The sequence below is a fragment of the Flammeovirga sp. SubArs3 genome, assembly GCF_947387565.1.
In the GTDB taxonomy this organism is placed as follows: domain Bacteria; phylum Bacteroidota; class Bacteroidia; order Cytophagales; family Flammeovirgaceae; genus Flammeovirga; species Flammeovirga agarivorans.
Window position 1 is genome coordinate 1 of the sequence record NZ_CANDOA010000003.1, and the last position, 24,793, is coordinate 24,793.

Consider the following 24,793-nt stretch of genomic DNA (forward strand, 5'->3'; position numbering starts at 1 on the left):
TAGAACATTAGAATAACCTGCATTGTCAAAAACCCATTCGTAAGTTAAATCAGAGTAAGTAGGAGCAGCTGATAAAGCAGAAGTATATCCTTCGCCACCTTTTACAATTGTATTTAACTCTTGTATCGGATCGATAGTTTGTCCATCATACACAAAACTTGCTACACCCATTGCACTTAGAACATCTAAATCGTCAAAGTACAATTGGTTATCACTTACATCTAAAGTGCCCAAGTTGGTAAGATTTAATAAACTTGATGGAGTAGAAGTAAGATCATTACCACTGATGTCTAATGAAGTAACTTCACCATAATCATTCACTACATAGCTTACCCCGTCGATAGTCCAGTTTCTGAATTCATCAGAAGGATTATCAATCGTTTTCCCTAAATCAGCGACGACTTGTTTAATGTAAGCGGAATCTCTGTCGCCTAAAGTATAAGTCAGGTTGATTTGGTATAAGTTGTATTCTTGTCCTGCATGTGTGGTAGAAGTTACATATAAATCATATGTACCGGCATCAGCAGGTTGGAAGTCAGAGAAACTGATATCTTTTGAAGCGAACAGTGAAGAACTACCTTTTTTCCAGTTATAGGTGATGTCGGCATAATCTTGTGTGATAGATGAAGTATAGCTATCACCATGCTTTACTACAGCATTTACTGTAGTAGGCGTTACACTTTGTCCGTCATATGTGAGGTTAATTTCTGAATCGTACCCTAATAACACATCTAATTCATCGAAATAGATATTGTTGTCATCAAGAATGATATTTTCTACATCAGCAAAAGCAGCTAAAGAAGAAGGAACCTCTGTAAGATTTTTATTTGATAGATCAATATCGATAACAGCTCCATTATCGTAAACTGTAGTAATAATACCTTCTGAATTCCATGTTCTGAACGGATCATCTTCATTAAAAGTGATACCAAGTTCAGTGAGTAAATCATGGACTTTTGTAGAGTCTTGATCACCAAGAGCGAAAGTAATATTAATGTCAGCAAACTTAATTTCTAGTCCATCATGATTAGAGGAAGAGATAAATAACTGATAGTTACCTTCATCTTCTCTAGTCATGTTTGAGATATCAAGGTCTAGAACATTAGAATAACCTGCATTATCAAAAACCCATTCGTAAGTTAAATCAGAGTAAGTAGGAGCAGCAGATAAAGCAGAAGTATACCCTTCGCCACCTTTTACAATTGTATCTACTTGTTGAACTGGATCAATGGTCTGATTACCATAATAAAAATTGACTAGTTCGATACTGCTTAGATAATCCAATTCATCAAAATATAACTGGTTATTTGTTACATCTAACGTTTCAAGATTTCCTAAGTTATCTAAACTTCTCGGAATAGAAGTAAGGTCATTTCCACTTATGTTTAATGTAGTTACAGCACCATATGCGTCTACTGTATAACTCACGCCATCTACAGTCCAGTCTCTGAATCCATCAGAAGGGTTATCGATTGTTTTCCCTAAATCAACGATAAACTGTCTAATGTAAGCGGAATCATAATCACCTAGAGTGTATGTTAGGTTGATTTGGTATAGATCATATGTTATTTCATTATGACTCATCGATGTAACTGATAAATCATATGTGCCAGCATCGCCAGGTTGGAAATCAGAGAATGAAATATCTTTTGTAGAGAATACAGATGTTATTCCTTTTTTCCAATCATAAGAGATGTCACTATATTCTTGGGTGATTGATGAGGTATAGTTGTCACCATGTTTTACAACAGCATTAATAACAGTAGGAGTAACATTTTGCTCTCCATAGTCAAGGACACTTGTTGGTAAACTTAATAGTTCATCTAATTCATCAAAGTAAATGTTATTATCATTAATATATAACTCATCCAGAGAAGCAAAACTACTTAAAGCATCAGGAACATGGTCTAGGCTTGAACCACTTAAGTCAATACTAGTTACTAATCCATGGTCATCAATATTAGTGATGATGCCATTGTCGTTCCAGTTTCTGAAAGGATCAGTTTCTTCGAAAGTAATACCAAGTTCAGTAAGTAGATCATGTACATATGATGAATCTTGATCTCCAAGGGCAAAAGTGATATCAATGTCTGCGATTTTAATATTTAAATCAGGAATATCAGAAGATGATACATATAACATGTAATTACCTTCGTCTACTTTATCCATAATTGGAATGTCGAACTCAATATCATTTTTAAAGAAGCTATTGTCCTGTTCCCAAGTGTATACAAGATTACTGTAAGTAGGAACAGGTGTAATAGTGGCAGAATATGATTCACCACCTTTTACAGTTGCTTCAATTTCTTCTACAGATGCATAATTTTGATTTCCAATAACAAAGTCAATACCAGCACCAAATGTGAAGTTTACATTATTATTGACGTCATCAATATCATCAAAATAGAATTGGTTGTCGTTGATATTTAATTCTTCAGTGACAGATAATGATGGGATATTATTTAATGAAGAAATGGTATTCTTCTCCAATGATAATGTATCGATATATGCGAAATTACTTAATGAAGCTGGAGCTTCTGTTAAGTCCATTTCATCAAGACTAACCTTACGAACGTATCCATAATCATCAACTCTAATAGAGTCATTCCATTCCCATATTGGATCAACTGGATTATAATCGCTACCTAGTCCAAGTTCAGCAAGTAGAGTAATCATGTTATCTCTATCTTTTTGACCTCTTTCAACATTGATATTAATTTCAATAGTTAAATGGAAATCAAATACCCATTCATTAGGAGGGTAAAGTTTTGCTTGGTAAGTACCGTTGTCAGCTAAAGCTGTGATGCCAAGGTTTTCATCCGTATTAGTAATTGCTTCGAATACACCAGAGTCTTCGTTTTTCTTTAACCACTCGTAAGTGTCCCCGAATAGATAATTGTCATTCAGTGAGAACTTATCATCATCTCCTAATGTGTAAGTTTCATTATACACTTCAAATGGAGAAGCAGGTGTATATTGAATAGTTGGTGATGTCCCTTCATAGTAATCATCAAACTGGTCAAAGTAGAGGTAGTTTCCATCAGCATTAATAGTAACATGACTGTAGTAACCGATGACTGGACCTCCAATCGGAATTTCTAATTCTCCTTCATTGACTTGGACCTCACCTTTGAAGCCTCCAGTCTCTTCTAGGAACCCACCTTCTCCGCCTTCAATTACTCCTGCAAAGTGTGAGATACTCCATGATTCAACGTTTTTATTCGAGATGTCGATATATGTAAGAAAACCATATTCGTCAAAATCGATATAGTTTTCTAAACCTGGCATTGCTGCCATTTCACCATCCCATGTGTAAAGGTCTGTAGGAGTCCAAGATACACCAAAGTTTGAAGCAAAATCACCGTCTCTAAATGTAAGAGAAGTAAATAAGTCTGCTACAGCATCAATATCATTAGTATCTAAATAGCCTTCAGGAACGTACTCAAATATAATAGTAGACCAATTCGTTGTTACATTTGTATATTTTTTATGACGCATTCTTACGTCAATCTCGATGTTGAAATGGGTAGAGTTATCTAAGTCTGTAATTGCTGTTAGAGGTACTTTAATTAGGTTGAATTTGATATCTTCATAACCATCATTAAGTAATGTGTCTTTCAATGCAAAGTTTGTGATTTCACCTCCATTGTACTCAATAACTATCTCTTCATCAATATCTTTGTGTCTGTTTTTATATGTAAACGGATCATAGATACTGTAAGTAATTACTAAACTGTCGTCTTCACTATTTAATAAGGTAAATGGATAGGTTCCACCATACTCACTATCAGCTTGTAAATTCGCATTAAATTCAGGGCTATTTAATAAAAACTTGATAGCACCTGATGAATTGTTAGTGTCATCATAAGTCATCCAATTAGGGTCAATTACATATAATGTATCTCCAATTGAATTAATATTCTCAACTCTACCACCAATTACATAAGCTCTTTCTTGATCGTCCTCAATATCAATATTAAGATCAGAAGGGTAAGCCCCATCAGCTCCTGCAAATAAAGGAACCTCTAATTTAAATGGGGTACTATTTGGTATATATGATCCATCAAGCTCATCACCGAGTACGTCTAATTGTGAAGCACCAGCTATATAAATTGCTTGTGTTTGTGAGGCTACAAGAGAGTTTCTAATAACAGCATTAGACTCAAAAGTAAATGAATTGACATCAATTAATGTTAGGTTGTTAAAGTGATGACTTTCTTCTGTGTGAAATGTGAAATTATAATCATTGGCAGTGGAGCCACTATTATTAATAGTGAAATCATGACCTCTTGTGAATCTTGCACCATTGATAAGGTTTAATTGATTGGTAATTATTGTTTCATTATTACCATAAACATGAAATAAACCTTCATCGATTGTTAAAGGAACATCAATTTGAATTGTTCTTGTAGCTTCTCCATCTTCTACATTAAAGTTGGATACAAAAATCTGAGAATTATCAGGGTCTGTAGAAGAGATTTTTTCACCATAGAAACTAAAATGAGGAGCGGAGGTATCAACTACTTTTGCTTTATCAAAAGTGTTTGCAATAACACCATCAAGTGTAATATCATTTAAAACCTCAAGATTCACATAGTCCAATTCAAAAACACCGCCACTATAAAGATTTAAGTTTTGAGTGAAGAAATAATAAGGTTCCAAAGCGTAATTTGTTCCATCTGATGTTGAAACTAGATTCACCTCAGCACTATTTTCAGAAGCAGTATTATCAATAACTAATGAATTAATAATAAAGTCTTCTGGAGGTAGACGCATGTCTATAGTATGTTCAACAATGGCATTGTCTTGAGGATATCTAGGGATTCTATCTTTGTCCCATGATAGGTATGTTTCCCAAGCATTATTAGCAACCGTTGTAAATGTACCTCCAATTGAAGTCGTTAGTACACGTACGTTATGTACACTTTGTTCATCTGGGTTGAAAGCACCGAAAGCAACATTTGAAAGATCTCCAGTAGCAGTAATAATGTTTTTTGTCCCACTATCATCTTTCTCTAAAACCAACTCTGATGCATCCGTAATATTCCAGTCATATGTATTAGTTATTGCTGTAGTAATACTACCTGCAATAGATGAAACACCTTCACCGCCCTCAATATACCAGCTTTTACCAGGCATAAGACCATAAAACTCTCCATCTTGTTCAAAGATTAAATCGTCATAAGAGTCAAATTTATTGGTAAAGAACAGTATGCCAACTCGACCTGATGTAGTATTAAGCTTAGTAACATTAAGAGTTAATGAAGCATCGTAATAGATTCCTGTTGATCCATCGTCAGTTTCTTCAGAGTAGAATGGTAGATCAATAGAGAAGGGTGTAGTTACACTATTTCTAAACTCAACAAGTACATATTCATCATAACTAGAAGAATAATAGACATTCGCGTCACCATCAAATACAGTATTGGAGTTTCTGTATGGTACCACCAAGTTTATGCCTTGTAAGTACAAGTCACCATCCAATTTAATATTGTCTTCGATGATAAACTCATCTCCATCAGAACCATCATTATTTAATAGAGTTGTCTTATATGCAACTTCAAGAGCTTTAAGTTCAATAGGTTTATTTACTCTTGAATCTATTAAAGCTTCATCTGTATTGTTATTACCAATTCTTAAGCTTAATTGTTTAAAGTCAAAATTGTCAGAATTGATTAATAATTTGTCTTTTAACCAAAGGTTATTTTTAATGCTTGCTTTGAAAGAATTACTATTCTTATTTAAGACTTCAACGTACGTTGAAATATATGTATTATTTGATTGGAAGGTAATATCAGCATCAATAGGACTCATTACAATACCGACATCTTCAGTACCAAAATTGATTAGTCCATTTACCTCAAAATTATATCCAATATTTAAGTCACTATAAGTATTAAGAACACCATTGATTTTACCTCCAAGGGTGGTATTATTACCTGATCCAATAGTAACTGTACCATCACTCACTAAGTTTTTAGATTCAAAAGTAGAATAATCATCCGCAAAGGTGATGATACCAGTATTTTGAATGTTCTCACAAATTAGACCTCCAAATTTTTGTATAGTAATCGTACCATCATTTTTGAAATTGGGTACTGTTAATTCAGCAGAAGACCCTTCCCCGGCACTTAATAATGTTAAATAACCAGAGGCATTGACAGTCATTGAATGATATGACTCATTATAATTTAAGCTAAGGCTGTGGTCTATATATACATGAGCATTTTTATCTTGACTATCTGGAGATTTCCCCCCTGACCAAGCTTTACTTTCCCACCAATTACCATCAGCTATTGTGACATAAGGAATGGCCTGAATTGAGAAGTTGTTTTGATAGTTATCACCAACAATAACATTGTTATATATCATTCCCATACCGCTACCAAAGCCTGTCCAAGAAGTTACATCTTTAAAACTAAGTTTTGTAGCTGTAGCAGTAATATCGCTTTTATCGAAAACTTTGATTTCTTGTTCCGTTCTAGAGAAAACTGAAAAACTCTCATCATCTTCCATAATATGAAGTTGAGAAGAGGCTACAGAACCAGTACCAATCTTAACAGAGTTCGCTAGGGTAAATGAATCGAAGAAAGTACCAGGAATGTATTCTTCAATAACTTCGTCACTACCTCTTAAACCAGCGACAATTATTTTATCACTGTAAACAAATACATCATATATCTTGTCATAATCAGTAGAGTTGATTCTGATACCTTCATCAACTTTATCGACCTGATCTAACTTGAAAAACTCAAGATGTTCCTTTCCGGCATTTTCAAATTTAAGGATCTCAGTAAATTGAATACTTAAATTGACATTTTCGAAAGAAGAGTAAGTACCAGTTAGGTTACCATATGGACTAATGTTTTTTGTAATCCCTTTTGATGTTGGATTATTAAAATCAGTAATTGAAACTTCACCATTGCCATGAACGAAGAATGCAACCCCATCTGAGCTATTTCTTGTAAGCTCGAAATGAGAGCCGAAAGCATTCCCATAATCGATACCCGCATCATATAAAGATTTAGCTTCTTTGTATTTCCAGAATCCACCTTCAATTTCATATTTGATAACTCGACCAGTATAACCATCATATTGAGGGTCGCTGATATAAAGTTCCCAATCTGATTTAAAGATCACTTTCTGACCTTTTACATTATTATCGTCTTCTTCAGCACCAACACTTATGGTCGGGAAATAACCAAAATAACCTTCGCTAAATATTGAAATATCAGAGGCTCCTAATTTTTGATCAATTTCAACAACTTCAAATCCATCTGATAATGGACTACCCATGTTGAAGTTGTACACGTGAATGTAGAAATAATGAGTCCCCTCAGATTGCGGACTTACCCAAATTTTGTGGTTATCATCTGCAGATGTTTTGTAATCGCCTCTTGGAAAAGCTCCATCATTTTCTATATATCCATTATATGGTAATAGATAAAATACATGGTTTTCACCATCAACGTTAATAGTTCGCTTTTTATATTCCGATTGTTCAGTATGTACTAGTTGTACTTCATTATTATCGTAATCATAAAAGTTTGTTGTGCCGTCATCACCATGAGTGATAATCGATTTACCATCTGGGGATATTGTAATATGTGAACCGAAAGTATTACCCGTTCCGTTACCTTCTTCAATTACGTGTGTTTCTTCAATATTTTGTGAAAAGACAGCGGATGAAATTAGAAAGAAAGATAAAGTAGAAAGAAAAACAGCAAATGACTTAATGTATAGTTTCGTCATGTTAGTCATTAGATTTTGTTGAGTGAAATTAAAAAACTTAGTTTATCGTGTTAACGAATATTATTAAATATAAGTTACGAAATTACTTCTAATCTTTCTACTATCATATTTTTTATATCAAATTCTTTATCAAATAGTGTTCTTGATGTACTTTTTTTATAAAAATGACAAAAATATAACTCTTGATTATCAATAAATTATTGAATGTTTTAATTGTACTATTTCTGTAATCAGGTGAAATAAATTGACAGTTGCGGTACAGTTTGCCATATTGCACCGATAAATTAACTTGATATTTTAAATGATAAGATACGTTAAAATTAAGACGTTTGCTTTTTACCTAGTGCTGTTATTATTTAGTAGTGTCAGCTGTAAAAAATCTAAAGATGATCTTTCGAAAATAGACTTTGTAAGTAATGCGATGAATGAGCAAATTCAAGCGGATACGAGCATGACTAATTTTATCCTTCCTTATAAAAAAGAATTGGATGCTCAGATGGATCAAGTGATAGCAAAAGTCAATGAAGATTTAACTATTGATTATCCAAATAATAAATTAGGCAATTTTGTATGTGATCTCAGTGTATATGTTGTTGAAAAAGAGACGGGTAATACAATAGATTTATGTATTATGAATAATGGTGGTTTTAGAGCCTCAATTTTTAAGGGAGATATCTCGAAACGTCATGCTTTTAAATTAATGCCCTTTGATAATCAGTTGGTTATTGCTCGTTTAAAAGGGAGTGACCTGGAAGATTTATTTGAGTATGTTGCTGAATATAAAGCACCGGTTTCAGGCATACAATTAGGAATAAAAGAAGGGAAGCCTTATGAACCTTTAGTTGGCGGTGAAAAAGTAGATCCTAATAAGCTATATGCTGTTCTAACGACGGACTACCTTTTTGAAGGAGGAGATAATATGGCGTTTTTCAAAAAATCAAAAAACTCATCAATGACAGATATTCTTCTTCGCGATGCAATCATTGATTACTGTGTAGATGTAAAAGAAGTTAAGGTGAATCATGGGAAAAGATTATACGATGTCAAATAAGAAGGATCTGAATCAGTCGAGAAGAGAATTTGTGAAACTTTTATCGAAAGGTACTGCATTAGGAACATTAGGTTTTTTGGTGCCTTCAACTTTATTTGCTACCAATAAATTAAAGCAAATCACCATCTTACATACCAACGATACGCATAGTCAGATTGATCCATTTCCATCTTCTCACAAACACTATCCTAATATGGCTGGGGTGGCAAAAAGAAAGCAATTTATTGATCAGGTAAGAGCTGAACAAGAAAATGTACTATTACTAGATGCTGGAGATATTTTTCAGGGTACTCCTTATTTCAATTTTTTCAAAGGTGAAATTGAAATGAAAAGTATGTCTAAAATGGGGTATGATGCAGCAACAATTGGGAATCATGACTTCGATAATAAAGTAGATGGGCTATCAAATGTGATGCCTCATACTGATTTTGATCTGTTAATTACTAACTATGATTTCTCAAATACTTCTATGGATGGAAAAACTAAACCGTACAAGATTTTTCATAAAGATGGGATTAAAATAGGTGTATTTGGTATAGGAATAAAACTAGATGGCTTGGTGTCAAAATCTTGCTATCAAGAAACAAAATATAGTAGTGGAATAGATGCAGCACAACAATTTAGTAAACTTTTAAAGTTTGAAGAAAATTGTGATTTAGTAATATGTTTATCTCATTTAGGTTATACAGCATTTAACAAAGGTGACGAAGATGATCATCAGTTAGCTAAGAAGACCAAGTACATTGATGTTATCATTGGTGGGCACTCTCATACCTTCTTGGATGAACCTACTGTAATGAAGAATGCTGAAGATAAAGATGTATTAGTAACACAGGTAGGTTATGCAGGTATTAAAGTAGGTAGACTGGATTTTTATTTCAACGATAATAAACCACTTGCTTATAGTTCTGATCATTTCCAATCATACGCAATTAAATAGGACTATTTTAATACTCCGTTATTATATATTTTTAACTATATTGCATTCAGTTACAACAAATTTTCTATATTTTTTAATATCAGTAGTTACCTAGTCTTCTGATTCTTTATTAAACATAACTCACAGAAAGATGGATCGAAAATATGATGTCGTCATTATAGGTGGAGGTCAGACAGGGTTATCCGTAGCATACTTTTTACATAGATATAAGATTAACTTTTTGATCTTAGATGAAAATGAAAAGGCTGGAGGGTCATGGTCAAAAGGTTGGGATTCTTTACAACTTTTTTCACCTGGAATTTATTCATCATTATCTGGCTGGATGTTACCACCACCGAAAGAAATAAAATACCCTTCAAGAGAGGAATTTATAGATTACCTTGATAAATATGAGCAACGTTATGGTTTTCCAATCGAAAGACCTGTCACGGTTCAAAGTGTCAAAGAAAACTGTAAATATTATACTGTAGAGACTACAAAAGGGGAAGTTGAGACAAAAGTTGTTATTTCTTGTACCGGTGCGACAAGTACTCCCTACATTCCTAAATATGAAGGAATGAGAGACTTTAAAGGACAATTATTGCATTCCTATTATTATCGAAATCCCGATCAATTAAAAGGGAATAAAATCCTTATTATTGGTGGAGGTAATAGTGGTGCTCAAATCGTTTCTGAGGTGTCTAGAACCCATGATGTTCAATGGGCTACTCGTATTCCACCAAGGTTTCTTCCTGATGAAGTTGATGGTAGGTATTTATTTGATTCGGCTTCTCAAACTGAACAAGATAAAAATGAACATTTTCAAGATCATAAAGACCGTATTCTTAGTGATATTGTGATGTTGGAAAGTGTAAAAGAAGCAAAAAAGAGAGGTGACTTAACGGCAAGAAAGTCAAATTTTTCTTTCGTTGAGGACGGTGTTATTTGGCATGAAAACAACGAACATCAAGTGTTTGATGCGGTGATATGGTGTACCGGTTTTAAACCCAATTTCTCTTTTCTGAACTCCTTAGACATCGTTCAAAACCATAAAATAGAAACAGAGGGTACAAGAGTGTTGCAAAAAGAAGGACTATGGGCCGTTGGTTATGGTAATTGGACTGGATTTGCCTCAGCAACAATACACGGTGTGGGAAAAACAGCCGAGAAAACAGCTGAAGAGGTCATACAATATCTAATGGATTTTGAGGATTTTGTACCGATTTTGGATATTAAACCCTAGATAATATCGTATAAGTCTTGATTTATATTAAAAATTATTAAATAAGAACTAGCAAACATAAATAATTCGAAATTTCATCTGACATTTGTGTGAACGACTAAACTCACTAATTTTATTTTTAACCTAACTTTAATGAATCAATTTATCAAGTTCATTTTGCCTTTAATGATCTTCTTCTCATGCGGTAAAAAAGAACAAAAGATGCAAACTAAAGCTCCCAAAAAATATAAAGTGGTAGCTGTAGAACAACGTGACATATCTTATACAAAATCCTATCCTACAAGCATTAGAGGAGAAGTAAGTAGTGAAGTGCGAGCAAAAATAAGTGGCTACATTGATGCTGTATATGTAGATGAAGGTCAGGAGGTTAGAAAGGGACAAAAACTCTTTCATATTGAAACTGCTTCATTAAGTGAAGAAGCACAAACTGCTAAAGCACAGGTAGATGCGGCACAAGTTGAAGTGGAAAGGTTAAAGCCTTTGGTAGAGAAGAAAGTGATCAGTGAAATTCAACTGAAAACTGCAGAAGCTAAATTGGCCCAAACTAAAAGTAACCTTAACACTATATACGCACAGATCAGTTACGCAACAATTACAAGCCCTGTAAATGGAGTTGTAGGGTCAATTAATTTTAGACAAGGTACTCTGGTTGGACCAAGTACGCCATCTTTAACGGAAGTTTCAGACATTAAGAATGTATTTGCTTATTTCTCTATGAATGAGAAGGATTTTCTTGCTTTCACTAAGAATGTCAAAGGGAAAACAATGGAAGACCGTATTCAAAATATGGAAGCAGTGACACTTCAGTTAGCAGATGGCAGTGATTATACGCATCAAGGTAAAATCGTAACCATTTCTGGTTCAATAGATCAGAATACGGGATCTGTGTCATTTAGAGCAAAATTCCCTAACCCTGAAGGTATATTAAGAGATGGTTCTTCAGGGAGAGTGATTCTTAAAAATGAAATGGAAGATGCATTGGTAATTCCATTCCAATCAACATTCGAACAACAAGGACAAACGTTAGTGTATAGAGTTTCTGAGACAGATTCTTTATATACAAAGAAGATAGAAAGCTCTATAAAAACGGGGAAATTACTAGTTGTAGAAGGTGGAATAAAGAAAGGAGATCAAATTCTAGCAGAAGGTGTGAACATTGTTAGGTCTGGTCAGAAAATTATTGCAGATGCTACATCTGTAGAGGATGTGCTTAATACCTATTCTACACAATTCAGATAAACCAATCATGTTACAAAAATTTATAGATAGACCTGTTTTATCCACAGTGATCTCTGTTGTGATTACTTTATTGGGTATTCTAGGCTATATGAATCTACCTGTTTCTCAATATCCTGATATTGCACCTCCAACAGTTTCTGTGTCAGCAACCTATCCTGGAGCGAGTGCAGAAACAATTTTAGAGAGTGTTGTTGTGCCTATCGAAGAGCAAATTAATGGAGTGGAAGGAATGACCTACATGACTTCTTCAGCGAGTAATAATGGAGATGCTTCTATTACTGTCTTCTTCGAGCAAGGAATTGATCCTGATGTGGCTGCTGTAAACGTTCAAAACAGAGTGGCAAGAGCGAATGCAAAACTTCCTGCCGAAGTGATTCGTTCAGGTGTGATTACTCAAAAGCAACAAAATTCAGCTCTTCTTTATGCTGCTGTTTATTCAGAAAATAAAGATTATGATGAGACTTTTGTATCCAATTACCTTAACATTCAATTAAAACCAGAATTACAAAGGGTAAAGGGTGTGGCTTCAGTGAATGTATTTGGAGCAAGAGATTATTCAATGAGGATTTGGTTGGACCCAGCAAAAATGGCCAACTATAAGTTGACGACTACTGATATTCAGGATGCTGTTAAAGAACAAAGTTTAGAAGCTGCAGCTGGTGCATTAGGTCAAAATGCGGGTGAACCTTTTGAATATGTGATCAAATACAAAGGTAGGTATAAGAATAAAAAGGAGTATGAAGATATAATTATCCGTTCAGAAGGAAATGGTAAATTCTTACGACTGAAAGACGTAGCAGATATAGAACTAGATGCCTTTTCTTATGATACCAAAAGTATCACTTTAGGCTATCCAAGTGTTAGTTTTGGTATTTTCCAAACACCAGGTTCAAATGCTCAAGAGGTAATTGAAAACCTACATAAAGAGTTACAAAGATTAGAAAAGAATTTTCCTGATGGTGTAAAGTATGTGATTAACTATGATACTAACCGTTTCTTAACGGCATCCATGGAAAAAGTTCAACATACATTATTTGAGGCTTTTATTTTGGTATTCCTGGTAGTATTAATCTTCTTACAAGATTTTAAGTCTACATTAATTCCAGCTATTGCTGTACCTGTAGCGATCATCGGTACTTTCTTCTTTTTAGGTCTATTTGGATATTCCGTTAACCTATTGACTTTGTTTGCCATGGTTTTAGCCATTGGCATTGTGGTAGATGATGCTATTGTTGTTGTTGAGGCTGTACATGCTAAAATGGACGGAGGAATGACGGATGCTTACAAAGCGACAAGTAAAGCGATGAGTGAAATTGGAGGAGCTATTATCTCAATCACCTTAGTAATGGCAGCGGTATTTATTCCAATTACTTTTGTGAATGGCCCTTCTGGTGTATTCTATGAGCAATTTGGAGTAACGTTGATCATAGCTATTCTGATATCAGCCGTCAATGCACTTACACTATCACCTGCTTTGTGTGTGATTTTCTTAAAAGGAGGGCATGAACATCAAAAGAAATCTTTGATAGATAAATTCTATGATGCCTTCAATTTGGCATTTGATATTGGGGTAAGAAAGTACACAAGGACATTACAGGTATTTCTACGTTACAAATGGTTGACTTTTGTAGCCTTAATGTTTTCAGTTGGTGGTGCTTACTATTTCAATTTAGTGACTCCATCAGGATTTGTTCCTAAAGAAGATAGAGGAGTAGTGTTTGTGAATATTGAGTTGCCAATTGGTTCATCAATGGATAGAACTTTTGCTGTTTCAGAAGAAATCCTCGGAAACATAAAAGATATTCCTGGAGTACATTCTGCTTCCATGAGATCAGGTTCCAACTTCTTTTCTGGTGCTGGTAGTTCTTATGCTTTAGGTTTTGTACTCTTGAAAGGATATGATGAAAGAACGACACCTGAAACTAGTCTTGATGGTATTATGGCGGAACTGAAAAAGAGAACTGCACATATCAACTCTGCACAAGTAATATTCTTTGTACCTCCAAGTATCCCAGGTTTTGGTAGTGCAGATGGTTTCGAATTCCAAATTTTAGATAAAGCTTCTGGTTCGTTAAAAGGATTGGATGAGGTAGCTAAAAATTTCACTAATGCTATTATGCAGGATGAATCAGTAGGTTTTGCTTCCAACTCATTTAATGTCAATGTACCTCAATTAGAAATGGACATTAACGTAGCCAAGGCTAAAGAATCAGGTGTTAATGTTGGGGATATTTTTAGGTCTTTACAAGGTTTTATTGGTGGTTATTATGTAGCAGACTTTACTCGATTTGGTAAACAGTTAAGAGTAAATATGCAGGCAAAACCAAGTGATAGAAAAGATGCATCGAGCTTGGATAATATTTTTGTTAGAAATACAAATGGTACTATGGTTCAAGTATCAGAGTTTGTAAAACTTAATAGAACTTATGGCCCGCAGTCGATAAAACGATTCAACTTATATAATGCTGTATCTATCTCAGGTGGTCTTGCTCCTGGGCATTCATCAGGAGAAGCCATTGAAGCCATAAAAAGAATAGCAGAAGAAGAATTACCATTGAATTATGAAATTGCCTTTTCTGGTTTAACAAGAGAAGAGATTAATTCATCAGGACAATCTTTCTATATTTTTATGCTAAGTATTTTGTTTACCTATTTGTTCTTAGCTGCACAATATGAGAGTTATATCTTGCCTTTCGCTGTATTATTCTCATTGCCTTTTGGTATCGTGGGAGCATATGGATTTACATATATGGCGGGCTTAGAGAACAATATTTATTTCCAGGTAGCCATGATTATGTTGGTGGGATTACTTGCCAAAAATGCCATTTTGATTATCGAATTTGCCTTACAGCGAAGACATGAAGGATTAAGTATTTATGATTCGGCAATTGAAGGGGCAAGAGAACGTATTCGTCCAATTTTAATGACATCATTTGCCTTTATCTTAGGGTTGATGCCTTTAGTTTTAGCATCTGGAGTTGGAGCAGCAGGTAACAGGTCAATTGGTACAGGTGCAGTAGCAGGTTTATTTGTAGGTACTGTATTGGGTTTAGTTTTTATTCCAGTATTATTTATGATTTTCCAATCTATTCAAGAACATTTCTTCGGATTAGGTAAAAAGTCTATTGAAACACCAACAGCAGATAAAGATTTAGAAAATGCGTCTAATTAAAATATTGTTTGTAAGTGTCTTGATAGGATCACTTACAACATCTTGTTTAATTCGAAAAGATTATACAAGAACTGTAGAAATTGATAATGATCAATTGTACCGAATTCAAGATGAAGTAGATACTGTCGCGAATTTCGCAAATATTGCTTGGTCAGAATATTTTCAGGATTCTTTGTTGAGAAATTATATTCAGCAAGGCATTACAAATAATTTTGATGTTCGAATTGCTTTAGAAAATGTAAAAATCGCAGAATCATTATTTAAGCAAGGAAAAATGGCTCAAATGCCGACCATCAATGGTAATCTTGGAGCATCGTATCAGAAAAACTCTCCAAATTCAGCATTTGGTAGTGTTTTCCCAGATCAATGGAATTATGATGTAACGGCAAACATTACTTGGGAAGCTGATATTTGGGGCAAGTTGAAAGCGACAACAGAATTGTCGAAGAATAATTACCTTCAGCAGCAAGAAGTAAAGAAAGCGGTGATCTCAAACTTAGTTAGTCAAATTGCTTTTAATTATTATCGATTAATTGGCTTCGACAAGCAAAAAGAGATCTTACTGAAAACGATTACTTCAAGAGAAGAAAGTTTAGAGACAACGAAAGCACTGTATGGTTCTGGTGAATTGACTTTGGTCGCAGTGAAACAATCGGAAGCCTTATTAGCCAATTCTAAATTGCTATTAGTAGAGGCTGAAAAACAAGCACAACTTTCTGAAAATGTTATCTCTTTCCTCATGGGTATTCCAGGTCAGGAAGTACAAAGAGATACGACTTTTCATGATCGATTTGATTTTAAACTGGATGTGGGGGTACCACTACAATTATTAGAAAACCGACCAGATGTAAAAGCAGCAGAATACAATTTAATATCTGCTTTTGAGAGGGTAAATATCTCAAAATCTAATTTTTATCCTTCTGTGTCTATATCTCTAAATGGCGGTTTACAAAGTGTTGAAATACAAGATTGGTTTAATCCTCAGTCATTTATGTTCAATATTTTAGGACAAATGACACAACCTATCTGGAATAAAAGACAGATCAAAACAGATTATGAGATCACTCAAGCTGAAGAAAGAAAGGCACTTTTAAACTTTCAGCAACAGATATTATTTGCTGGTCAAGAAGTTTCTAATTCTGTATTAGTCATCAATAAGCAAAACTTAATAATTGAGAACCAATTAGAGGTGTGCGATGCTTACCGTTTTGCTGTTGATTACTCACAAGATTTATTATCGTCAGGATCTGCAAATTATCTGGAGGTAATTACGGCGAGGCAAAACCTATTACAGGCAGAGCTAGTACTTGTCGATAATGAGTTAATTAAGATCACAGAGTATATAAAACTATATAATGCATTAGGTGGTGGTTGGAATTAATTTTTCAAGAAATCACAATAAAATCAATCATCCTTGGAATTTTCTGAGGATGATTTTTGTTTTTTATACAGAAAGAAGAAAATACATAAATATTTCAATGAATGTAAGTACATCCCACTTCGTTTATCTTTTACTAAATAGAAGCCAGTAAAAATCTATTTTATGAAAGCGAAGACATTACTCTCTTTTTTCTACTTAGTTCCTTTTTATTTAATGTATGTTATGGCAGTATTTATTGATCATGATGTACCTGAAACGAAAGACAAAAACCAACAAGAAATGGTGAAAGATACTCCTTATACTTTTTCAAAAAATTACTTTTCTGATGAGTTACACATCAAAAGATAACAAGAAAAAGTATCTCTTAATTTAAACTACCCCACGCAAACACCTGGTAAATCGCTAAAGAAAAATCTTTAAGTGATTTACCTTTTTTTATTTTTTATATGTAATGTATGTCTCCCTAAGAACCTTTGTTTTTTATATCAAAAATGATGTTTTTCGACTTTTGTGTACCCTATAGCTAGATTTTCTTTGTACCCTTTTTTTTGTGATTGAGAAATGTATATGTATCCTTAATTGTACTACATACATTTTTTATTTGCTTTGATTTGTGTTTTAGTTTTGAAATGAATTCGTAGCGGACAGTCCCCTTCAGAGCTGTCCACATTATCTTCTAGATGAATCCTAGGTAAATATCAGAAACTAATTAGCTACTACATTTTAAATCTAACTATCAAAAAGATGAACAACATCCACAAGAAATTCCGAATGGGAATTCTTACTTGGCTCATGATAATGTTGCCAATTGCAGGAGTATGGTCTCAAATAGACTCAGGCTCTCCGTACTCTATCAACGATCATGAAAAAGAAGTTATTGGTTATGTTCCCAACTGGGATGCATGGAAAGGCCAAGACTTTAATATTCCGAAAGGATCATTAAATCACTATAATATTGATTACTCTCAGTATACTATTTTAAATTTCTCTTTCTTCGGTGTTGCGGTTGACGGTTCTCTACATAGTGGAGACTTAAGAAACAAACAGATCTATAAAGAAGGAACGATTCAACAGCCAGCAGATCTATTACATCCAGATAAGTACTCATCTCATGACCAAGCGATGGTTTTGGGTTCTCCTCAAGAATTTTGGGGATGGGATGATGTTCTATATGAATTAGGGTATGAGCCTAAACCAAGTGGTGCATACAATGGTTGGATAAGAACTGAAACAGGTGAGAAAGGAGAATGGCCACTTACAGAATATCCAACACCAGGTATGATTAAAATTGCTCATGATAATGGTATCAGAGTAATGGCATCTATTGGTGGATGGTCTATGTGTAAGCACTTTCCAGAAATGGCTGCTGATCCAGTTAAAAAACAAAGATTTCTTGACGATTGTAAAATCCTTATTGATGAATACGGTTTTGATGGTATCGATATCGACTGGGAATATCCAGGTCCATTCGCAGGGATGAACTTTACAGGTACAGAAGATGATTACCACAACTTTACTGTACTTATGCAAGAGATTAGAGCGTTAGTTGGCCCTGATCGTTTGGTTACAGCTGCTTTCTCTGCTGCTCCAGCTAAATTAAAGAATTTAGAGTGGGAAGAGTTGGACAAAGTAATGGACTATTACAACATGATGTCTTATGATTTTCATGGTGGATGGTCTGGTATTGCAGGTCATAACTCTCCATTATATCCTTACCCTGGAGAAGAGTGGGGTAATTTCTCATGGGATTTAACGTTTACTTACTTAAGAGATTCATTAGGTGTAAATCCTGCGAAAGTAAACATGGGTATGGCTTTCTATGGTAGAGGAGTTGTTACTGATGGAGCCGCAGGTGTAAATGTTCCTACGATCAAAAAAGATGTTACTTTCTCTGTTGATGGACCTGTAAGTTCTGCTTCAGATTTAAATAACTGGGGGGCAACAGAAGGTTCGCCATATTTCTTCCAAATCCAAGAAGCATTGGCTTCGGGTGAATGGACAAGACATTGGGATGATGTGGCAAAAGTGCCGTATATGACAAAATCGTCTGGTGGTAATAACTACTTTACTTCTTATGATGATGAAGAGTCTATCACTTTAAAATCAGAATATATCACTGATAACAATATTGGAGGTGTGATTATCTGGGAAGTGTATACAGACTGGAAAGTAGGGCCAGAAACAGGAAAAATTGGTGGATATCCATCATGCCCAGGTACCGTTCCAGAATTAGTTCATGTGGTGAACAAGGTATTTGCTGAAAACGCAGGTCCTGTAAATCCAGCTCCAGTTGTTGCTATCACAGCACCAGAATCAGTTGAGCAAACTGATTTAACATCGATCGACTTTACATTTATAGCATCGGATGATATGTCTGTTGCATCTGTAGTTGTTAAAGTAAACGATGTTGAAGTAACGGCTACTTTAGATCAAGGAGTTTATTCTGCTTCATTTGTTCCTGCAGCATATGGTGAGCAAACTATATCAGTTGTGGCAACAGATGATCAAGGAAAAACAACAACAAAAGTAGCTAAAGTAGTGGTGGTAGATCCTTCAACTCCAAATGTAGCACCTACAGTAGCTATTACTGCACCTGCAGATGCTTCAACATTAACGGTAGCCACTTTAGAAGCGATTGAAATTGTAGTAGATGCAAATGATGAAGACGGTACAATTGCTTCAACTAGTATTGAAGTTGATGGACAAACATTTACTGCTTCTCCTGCTTCATGGACTCCTTCGGCTTTTGGATCATATACAATCAACGTAACGGTTACAGATAATGAAGGAGCATCAGCTACAGCATCATCAACAATTACGGTTAAAGAAGAAACTTCTACAGGTGGTGGAAACTGTGGAGATGTAGCAGAATATGAAGGTTACCCTATGATCTACAACTCAGGAGATCAAGTAAGTTATGAAGGAGTAATCTATGAGGCAGTTGTTGGAAATCTTTACAACGTAACTCCAGGTACAGCTGAACACTGGTGGAAAACTATTGGTCCTTGTTCAGTAGGTCCAATTGCTCCTCAGGTATCTTTTGTAACACCAAATGCAGGAACTGTTGAAGTAACTTCATTCCCTTACTCAGTAAATGTTGTAGCGGATGCTACGGATGAAGATGGTACAATCACTTCAGTTGAATATGCAGTAAATGGTACATCAATTTCAGAAGGAACATTTGATATCACAGCTTTAGGGGAGTATAATTTCACTGTGACAGCTACAGACAACGATGGTCAAACAGCATCAGATCTAGTGAAAGTTACATTGGTAGCACCACAACCTGTAGCTCCTACAGTATCTTTTGTTTCTCTTCAATCAGAGACAAAAATGGTGGATACCTTACCATATGCTATTGATTTATCAACGAACTCTTCTGATGAGGATGGTAGTGTTACTTCTGTAGTCGTTACAGTAAATGGTACAGAAGTATCTGGTAATTCATTTGATGCTTCTGTTTACGGTGAATACGTTATTGTAGCAACGGTGACAGATAATGATAATCAATCATCTTCTGTTTCAGCAACAATTGTATTGACGGAGCCACAACCATTAGCTCCAGTAGTGAGCTTAGATAGCCCTGCTTCAGGTACAGTTGAAACGGTTTTACCATATAACTTGGTTTTATCTTCAACGTCATCAGATGAAGATGGAACAATTGCTTCTGTAGAATATACAGTGAATGGAATTGTTGTAAACGAAGGTAACTACGAAGTAAATGCTTATGGTATCTACTCGGTAGAGGTAACAGTAACAGATAATGATGGATTAACTGCTTCTGCTGCTGCGTCAGTAAATGTAAAAGAAGTGCCATTTGTTGTAGAATGTCCTCATCCTGAATGGGATAGTGAAACAATTTATACAGGTGGTGATCAGGTAGTTTTCAACGGAAACATCTATAGTGCAAAATGGTGGACACAAGGGAACGAGCCAGGCAATGGTGATCCTTGGCAAGCGACTGGTGAAGTTTGTGGAAACGGAGGTTTAGGAGATGTTGTTCCTACAATCACTTTTGTTCATCCAGCGGGTGATACATACACAGCTTTAACTACGATTGATATTGAGGTGGATGCACAAGATGAAAATGGAGAAGTAACAGATGTTTCATTAACTGTTGATGGAGCCACTACTCAAGGTAAGTCAACAACATTTACTCCTTCTTCATTTGGTAACTATGTGATTACAGCTTCTGCAACAGATGCTCAAGGAAATAATACAACTGCAACTAAAGTAGTATCGTTTACACAATCATCAGTGAATGATATTAACGCAGACGGTTCTATTAACCTAACAGGTCCATTTGCTCCAGCTCCAACGGGTGCTCAAAGAATTATTGGCTATGTTCCTACATGGAAAGGATCACCAGGAGATCTTGATTACTCAAAAGTAACTCATGTAAATGTTGCTTTCCTTGAGTTTGATATGAAAGAGGGTACTGCGTATACAGCTAGTGACTTTGCAAGCGGTGATTTCTCTGCTGAATCTCAACATGTCTTAGATTCATTACTTCCTATTATCGTACCTAAAGCACATGCTCAAGGGGCGACGATCTCAATTGCTGTAGGTGGAGCCATAGATTATGGTTTCTTGAAAGTAATGGAACAATACAAGTCTAATCCTGCAATTATTGATGTTACTGCTGATAAATTATTAGCTTTTGTAGATAAATATAATCTTGACGGTATTGATTTAGACCTTGAGTGCTGGTGGGCAGATCCTGCAATTCCAGGTACTACTGAGCAAGGTGGTAGAACAAGAGGAACAGACAAGTGGGGTGGAGAAGTTGAGCAAGGTGCTCACCCTGCATCTTATGGTCTTACTTTATTAGCTAAAAAATTAAGAGCTAAACGTCCATCTCTACTATTGTCAAGTGCAGTTTTTGCAACGCCTTGGTATGGTAATAACTATGATGCAGGTCTAGTAGGTTATTTAGATTGGTTAGGTCTAATGACATATGACTTTACAGGCTCATGGGATGATTCTCCTATTGGCCCTCACTCATCTTTATATGAAGTGGATAACAGCAATTATACTAAAGCATCGGCTGATAATCCAATCTACTCAGTAGAAACTTCATTGAAATATTGGAGTGGAGAGTGGTCTACATGGCAAGGTTCTGGTCATGGAGTAAACAAAGGCAAATTGACAATTGGTGTGCCTTTCTACGGATATGATTTATCATTAACGAAGAAAGATGCTGGTCAAGGAGCGAACGGATTCTACTTCATTGGATACAACGAAATTTTAGATTTATATCCAGATGCAGCAACTTCTTATGATCCACAAGATCCAAATCAATTAAGTGGTTTTGTTGGTGCTGAAGATGGTAGAAAGATCTATTTTGAAACACCAAAAGGTGCTGCTGCTAAGGTGTCTTATGCACAAAGCAATGGTTTACAAGGCACTATTATTTGGGAACTTACTTTTGATGTAGAAGATCCTTCATTAAGTCTACTTTCAGCAATGAATACTGCTTTATCGAGTAATGTAAGAAGAATAACTACTGACAATAGCCTTTCGAAAGAGCTATTAGAAGCCGTAAGTTACCCTAATCCATTCTCGAACTTCACTAAAGTAAATATTACAGCACAGAAAAGTGGAGTATTAAATCTTCAGGTATTCAATGTACAAGGAGGATTAATGGAATCATTTACACAAGATGTTGAAAAGGGTAGTACTACTATTCAGTTAGATGGTGGAAAATTACCTTCGGGAGTATATCTAGTTAAAATTAATGTAGGCGATCAGCAGATTGTTGAAAGAATTATAAAGAGATAATATTCAGATCATTAGACAATATGTGATATAGTGTGGGCCCTGCCATTTGGTAGGGCCTTTTTATTTTAGCATGATTTTTTCGTAAATTTTTTCAACTAAAATGAGTACAACTACCAATTCTTATTCTTTTACTGAAAAGAACACAAAGATTACTTAAACTTAATTTACTATGAGGTACAAACTGATTATACTACTTTTTTTAATTGGATTTACTTTTTCTAGCTGCTCATCTACCGAAGCTGATGACACTATGGATCCAACTTCTCAAACAGATACGGACAGTGAAGAGGAAGCTTCTGATGCGGATGATTCTGAAACAGAAGAAGAAACTGACTCTGATACCGATGAAGATACAGATTCAGAAATAGACACTGACGATGAATTAGCAGTATATAGAAAAATTTATGGAGCTACAGATATCTACAAAGATGGAGACTATGTAGTGATCGAAATGGAGGGTATTCCAGATCATGGTAGTCCATATTATGATGGTTCTGAATGGCAAGACCGTTATGAAGAAAATGATGAAAGATCATTCAACCAAAACCCTAACGTAATTCAATCTGTAGATAGAACAGTAAGAATACCATTATATCCAACAGAGGCTACAGATCATCAAGCGACTGCTTTAGGAACTATGGGAGTGGCTTTAAATGGAGTGGCTTTCTTTAACCAGTATGCGGGTCCGAATAATCAACCGTTGACCAATGAGATTTATTCTTTTGATCAATACAATGGTCACCCACAGAGTTCAGGAGTATACCATTATCACCTTGAGCCTAATTACTTAACGGAACAAGAATCGATAGGACAAGATGGTTTATTAGGTTTCTTATTAGATGGTTTCCCTGTATACGGACCAATGGAGAATAATGTAGCAGTAACTAATGATGATCTAGATGATTATCATGGTCACTCACATGCAACAGAAGATTACCCTGATGGTATTTATCATTACCATATTACTGCGGAAGATCCTTACATCAATGGAAATGGATATTATGGAACACCAGGTACTAGTACTCAATAAATATATCACCTTATTTTTCCTAATTATTTTCTTCTCCTCTTGTCAAAAAGGCAAGAAGGAGGAGAACATAGTTGATTTCAAATATCTGCCCACTGTACATGTTGATAGTGTCAGCCATCAAGCAATGGGAGGAATATTTTATGTAAATCAACAACCTTTTTCTGGTGCAATTTATTGGAGTTATTCCAACGGTGATACACTAAGAGTAAAAAGGTATTATAAAGGAAAAAAAGAAGGGCAATGGTCAAGATATTATCCTGACCATGTTATGAAAGAAAAACGTTTTTTCCATTTAGGAAAGAAAGAAGGAAATCATAAAGGTTTCTACCAGAATGGATCTTTAAAATTTCATTATGAATTGTCCAATGATGTTTATGAAGGAAATTCTAAAGCATGGACAATGGACGGTATTTTAATAAGAGATCAAAATTATCATTTAGGCCAAGAAGAAGGACCTCAAAAAGTTTGGTATGACAACGGCAAGATAAAAGCCAACTATGTAATAAAAGACGGAAGGAGGTATGGACTACTTGGGACCAAGAACTGTATAAACGTATCCGACAATGCAATATAGATTCATCACGATATTATTTACGATAGTATTATTCTCATGTCAATCACAGGAAAAAGAATTGCCATTTTATAATACACCTGATTTTACACCTATTTTTCTAAATAACGAAAAAGATATTGATCGCAAGATCACTCATGAAATCAACGATTTTTCATTCCTTGATCAACACAATCAACAAATCACTCAAAAAGATATAGAAGGGAAAATTCATGTGGCAAATTTCATTTTTACAAGCTGTGGAAGTATTTGTCCTGTGATGACCAATCATATGAAAATAATAGATCAGGAATATAGTGATGATCAAGAGGTAGCTATTTTGTCGTATAGTGTTACGCCTTGGATAGATAATGTTGAAGTATTACAAGAGTATACTGAGAAGCAACAGATCCAATCTAAAAATTGGCATTTTCTAACGGGAGATAAAAGTGAAATTTATCAACTGGCGAGACAATCCTATTTTGCCGAAGAGGATCTAGGTTTTACAAAAGATTCTACAGATTTTCTTCATACCGAACATGTTATTTTAGTAGATGCTGATAAACGGATCAGAGGAATCTACAATGGTACCATAAAGCTGGATATGAGACAACTTGCAAAAGATATTGAAGCATTAAAAGCGGAGAAGAAAAAGAATATTTTTGGGTAATACTT

General features: G+C 35.0%; 12 protein-coding genes. 11 read left to right on the top strand and 1 reads right to left on the bottom strand.

Annotated features, from left to right (window positions below):
- Positions 1–7,752, bottom strand: a 7,752-nt coding sequence (locus QL232_RS09215; RefSeq protein WP_281613906.1) for a hypothetical protein, incomplete at its 3' end; no start/stop codon positions are given.
- 301 nt (positions 7,753–8,053) lie between these two features.
- Between QL232_RS09215 and QL232_RS09220 the strand changes: the two genes are divergently transcribed.
- The 11 genes from QL232_RS09220 (at position 8,054) to QL232_RS09270 (ending at position 24,788) form a co-directional block, all read left to right on the top strand.
- The gene (locus QL232_RS09220; protein WP_281613907.1) at positions 8,054–8,803 is read left to right on the top strand and encodes a 5'-nucleotidase; all 750 of its coding nucleotides are present in this window, start codon (positions 8,054–8,056) and stop codon (positions 8,801–8,803) included.
- Positions 8,793–9,743: a metallophosphatase gene (locus QL232_RS09225; protein ID WP_281613908.1), complete on the top strand. Its 951-nt coding sequence runs from the start codon at positions 8,793–8,795 to the stop codon at positions 9,741–9,743. Before QL232_RS09220 ends, QL232_RS09225 begins: the two co-directional genes overlap by 11 nt.
- A gap of 130 nt (positions 9,744–9,873) precedes the next feature.
- Positions 9,874–10,965 (top strand): ArsO family NAD(P)H-dependent flavin-containing monooxygenase, encoded by a 1,092-nt coding sequence (locus QL232_RS09230; protein WP_281613909.1) that lies wholly within the window; start codon positions 9,874–9,876, stop codon positions 10,963–10,965.
- 132 nt (positions 10,966–11,097) lie between these two features.
- Positions 11,098–12,204, top strand: coding sequence for an efflux RND transporter periplasmic adaptor subunit (locus QL232_RS09235; protein WP_281613910.1), 1,107 nt, complete (start codon positions 11,098–11,100; stop codon positions 12,202–12,204).
- Positions 12,205–12,211: 7 nt separating this feature from the next.
- Positions 12,212–15,376 carry an efflux RND transporter permease subunit gene (locus tag QL232_RS09240; RefSeq protein ID WP_281613911.1) on the top strand — a complete coding sequence of 1,055 codons (3,165 nt, stop codon included), beginning with the start codon at positions 12,212–12,214 and terminating at the stop codon, positions 15,374–15,376.
- The gene (locus QL232_RS09245; protein WP_168882874.1) at positions 15,363–16,757 is read left to right on the top strand and encodes a TolC family protein; all 1,395 of its coding nucleotides are present in this window, start codon (positions 15,363–15,365) and stop codon (positions 16,755–16,757) included. Before QL232_RS09240 ends, QL232_RS09245 begins: the two co-directional genes overlap by 14 nt.
- Positions 16,758–16,919: 162 nt before the next feature.
- Positions 16,920–17,105, top strand: a complete 186-nt coding sequence (locus QL232_RS09250; protein WP_168882875.1) for a hypothetical protein — start codon at positions 16,920–16,922, stop codon at positions 17,103–17,105.
- 396 nt (positions 17,106–17,501) lie between these two features.
- A complete protein-coding gene (locus QL232_RS09255) occupies positions 17,502–22,538 on the top strand; it encodes a glycosyl hydrolase family 18 protein (protein WP_281613912.1) in 5,037 nt (1,678 codons plus the stop codon).
- Positions 22,539–22,707: 169 nt separating this feature from the next.
- Entirely contained in the window at positions 22,708–23,568 is an 861-nt protein-coding gene (locus QL232_RS09260; protein WP_281613913.1) for a YHYH protein, read from the top strand.
- Entirely contained in the window at positions 23,540–24,142 is a 603-nt protein-coding gene (locus QL232_RS09265; RefSeq protein ID WP_281613914.1) for a toxin-antitoxin system YwqK family antitoxin, read from the top strand. Before QL232_RS09260 ends, QL232_RS09265 begins: the two co-directional genes overlap by 29 nt.
- Positions 24,132–24,788 (top strand): SCO family protein, encoded by a 657-nt coding sequence (locus QL232_RS09270; RefSeq protein ID WP_281613915.1) that lies wholly within the window; start codon positions 24,132–24,134, stop codon positions 24,786–24,788. The genes QL232_RS09265 and QL232_RS09270 overlap by 11 nt, the downstream gene beginning before the upstream one ends.
- The last annotated feature ends 5 nt before the right edge of the window (positions 24,789–24,793 follow it).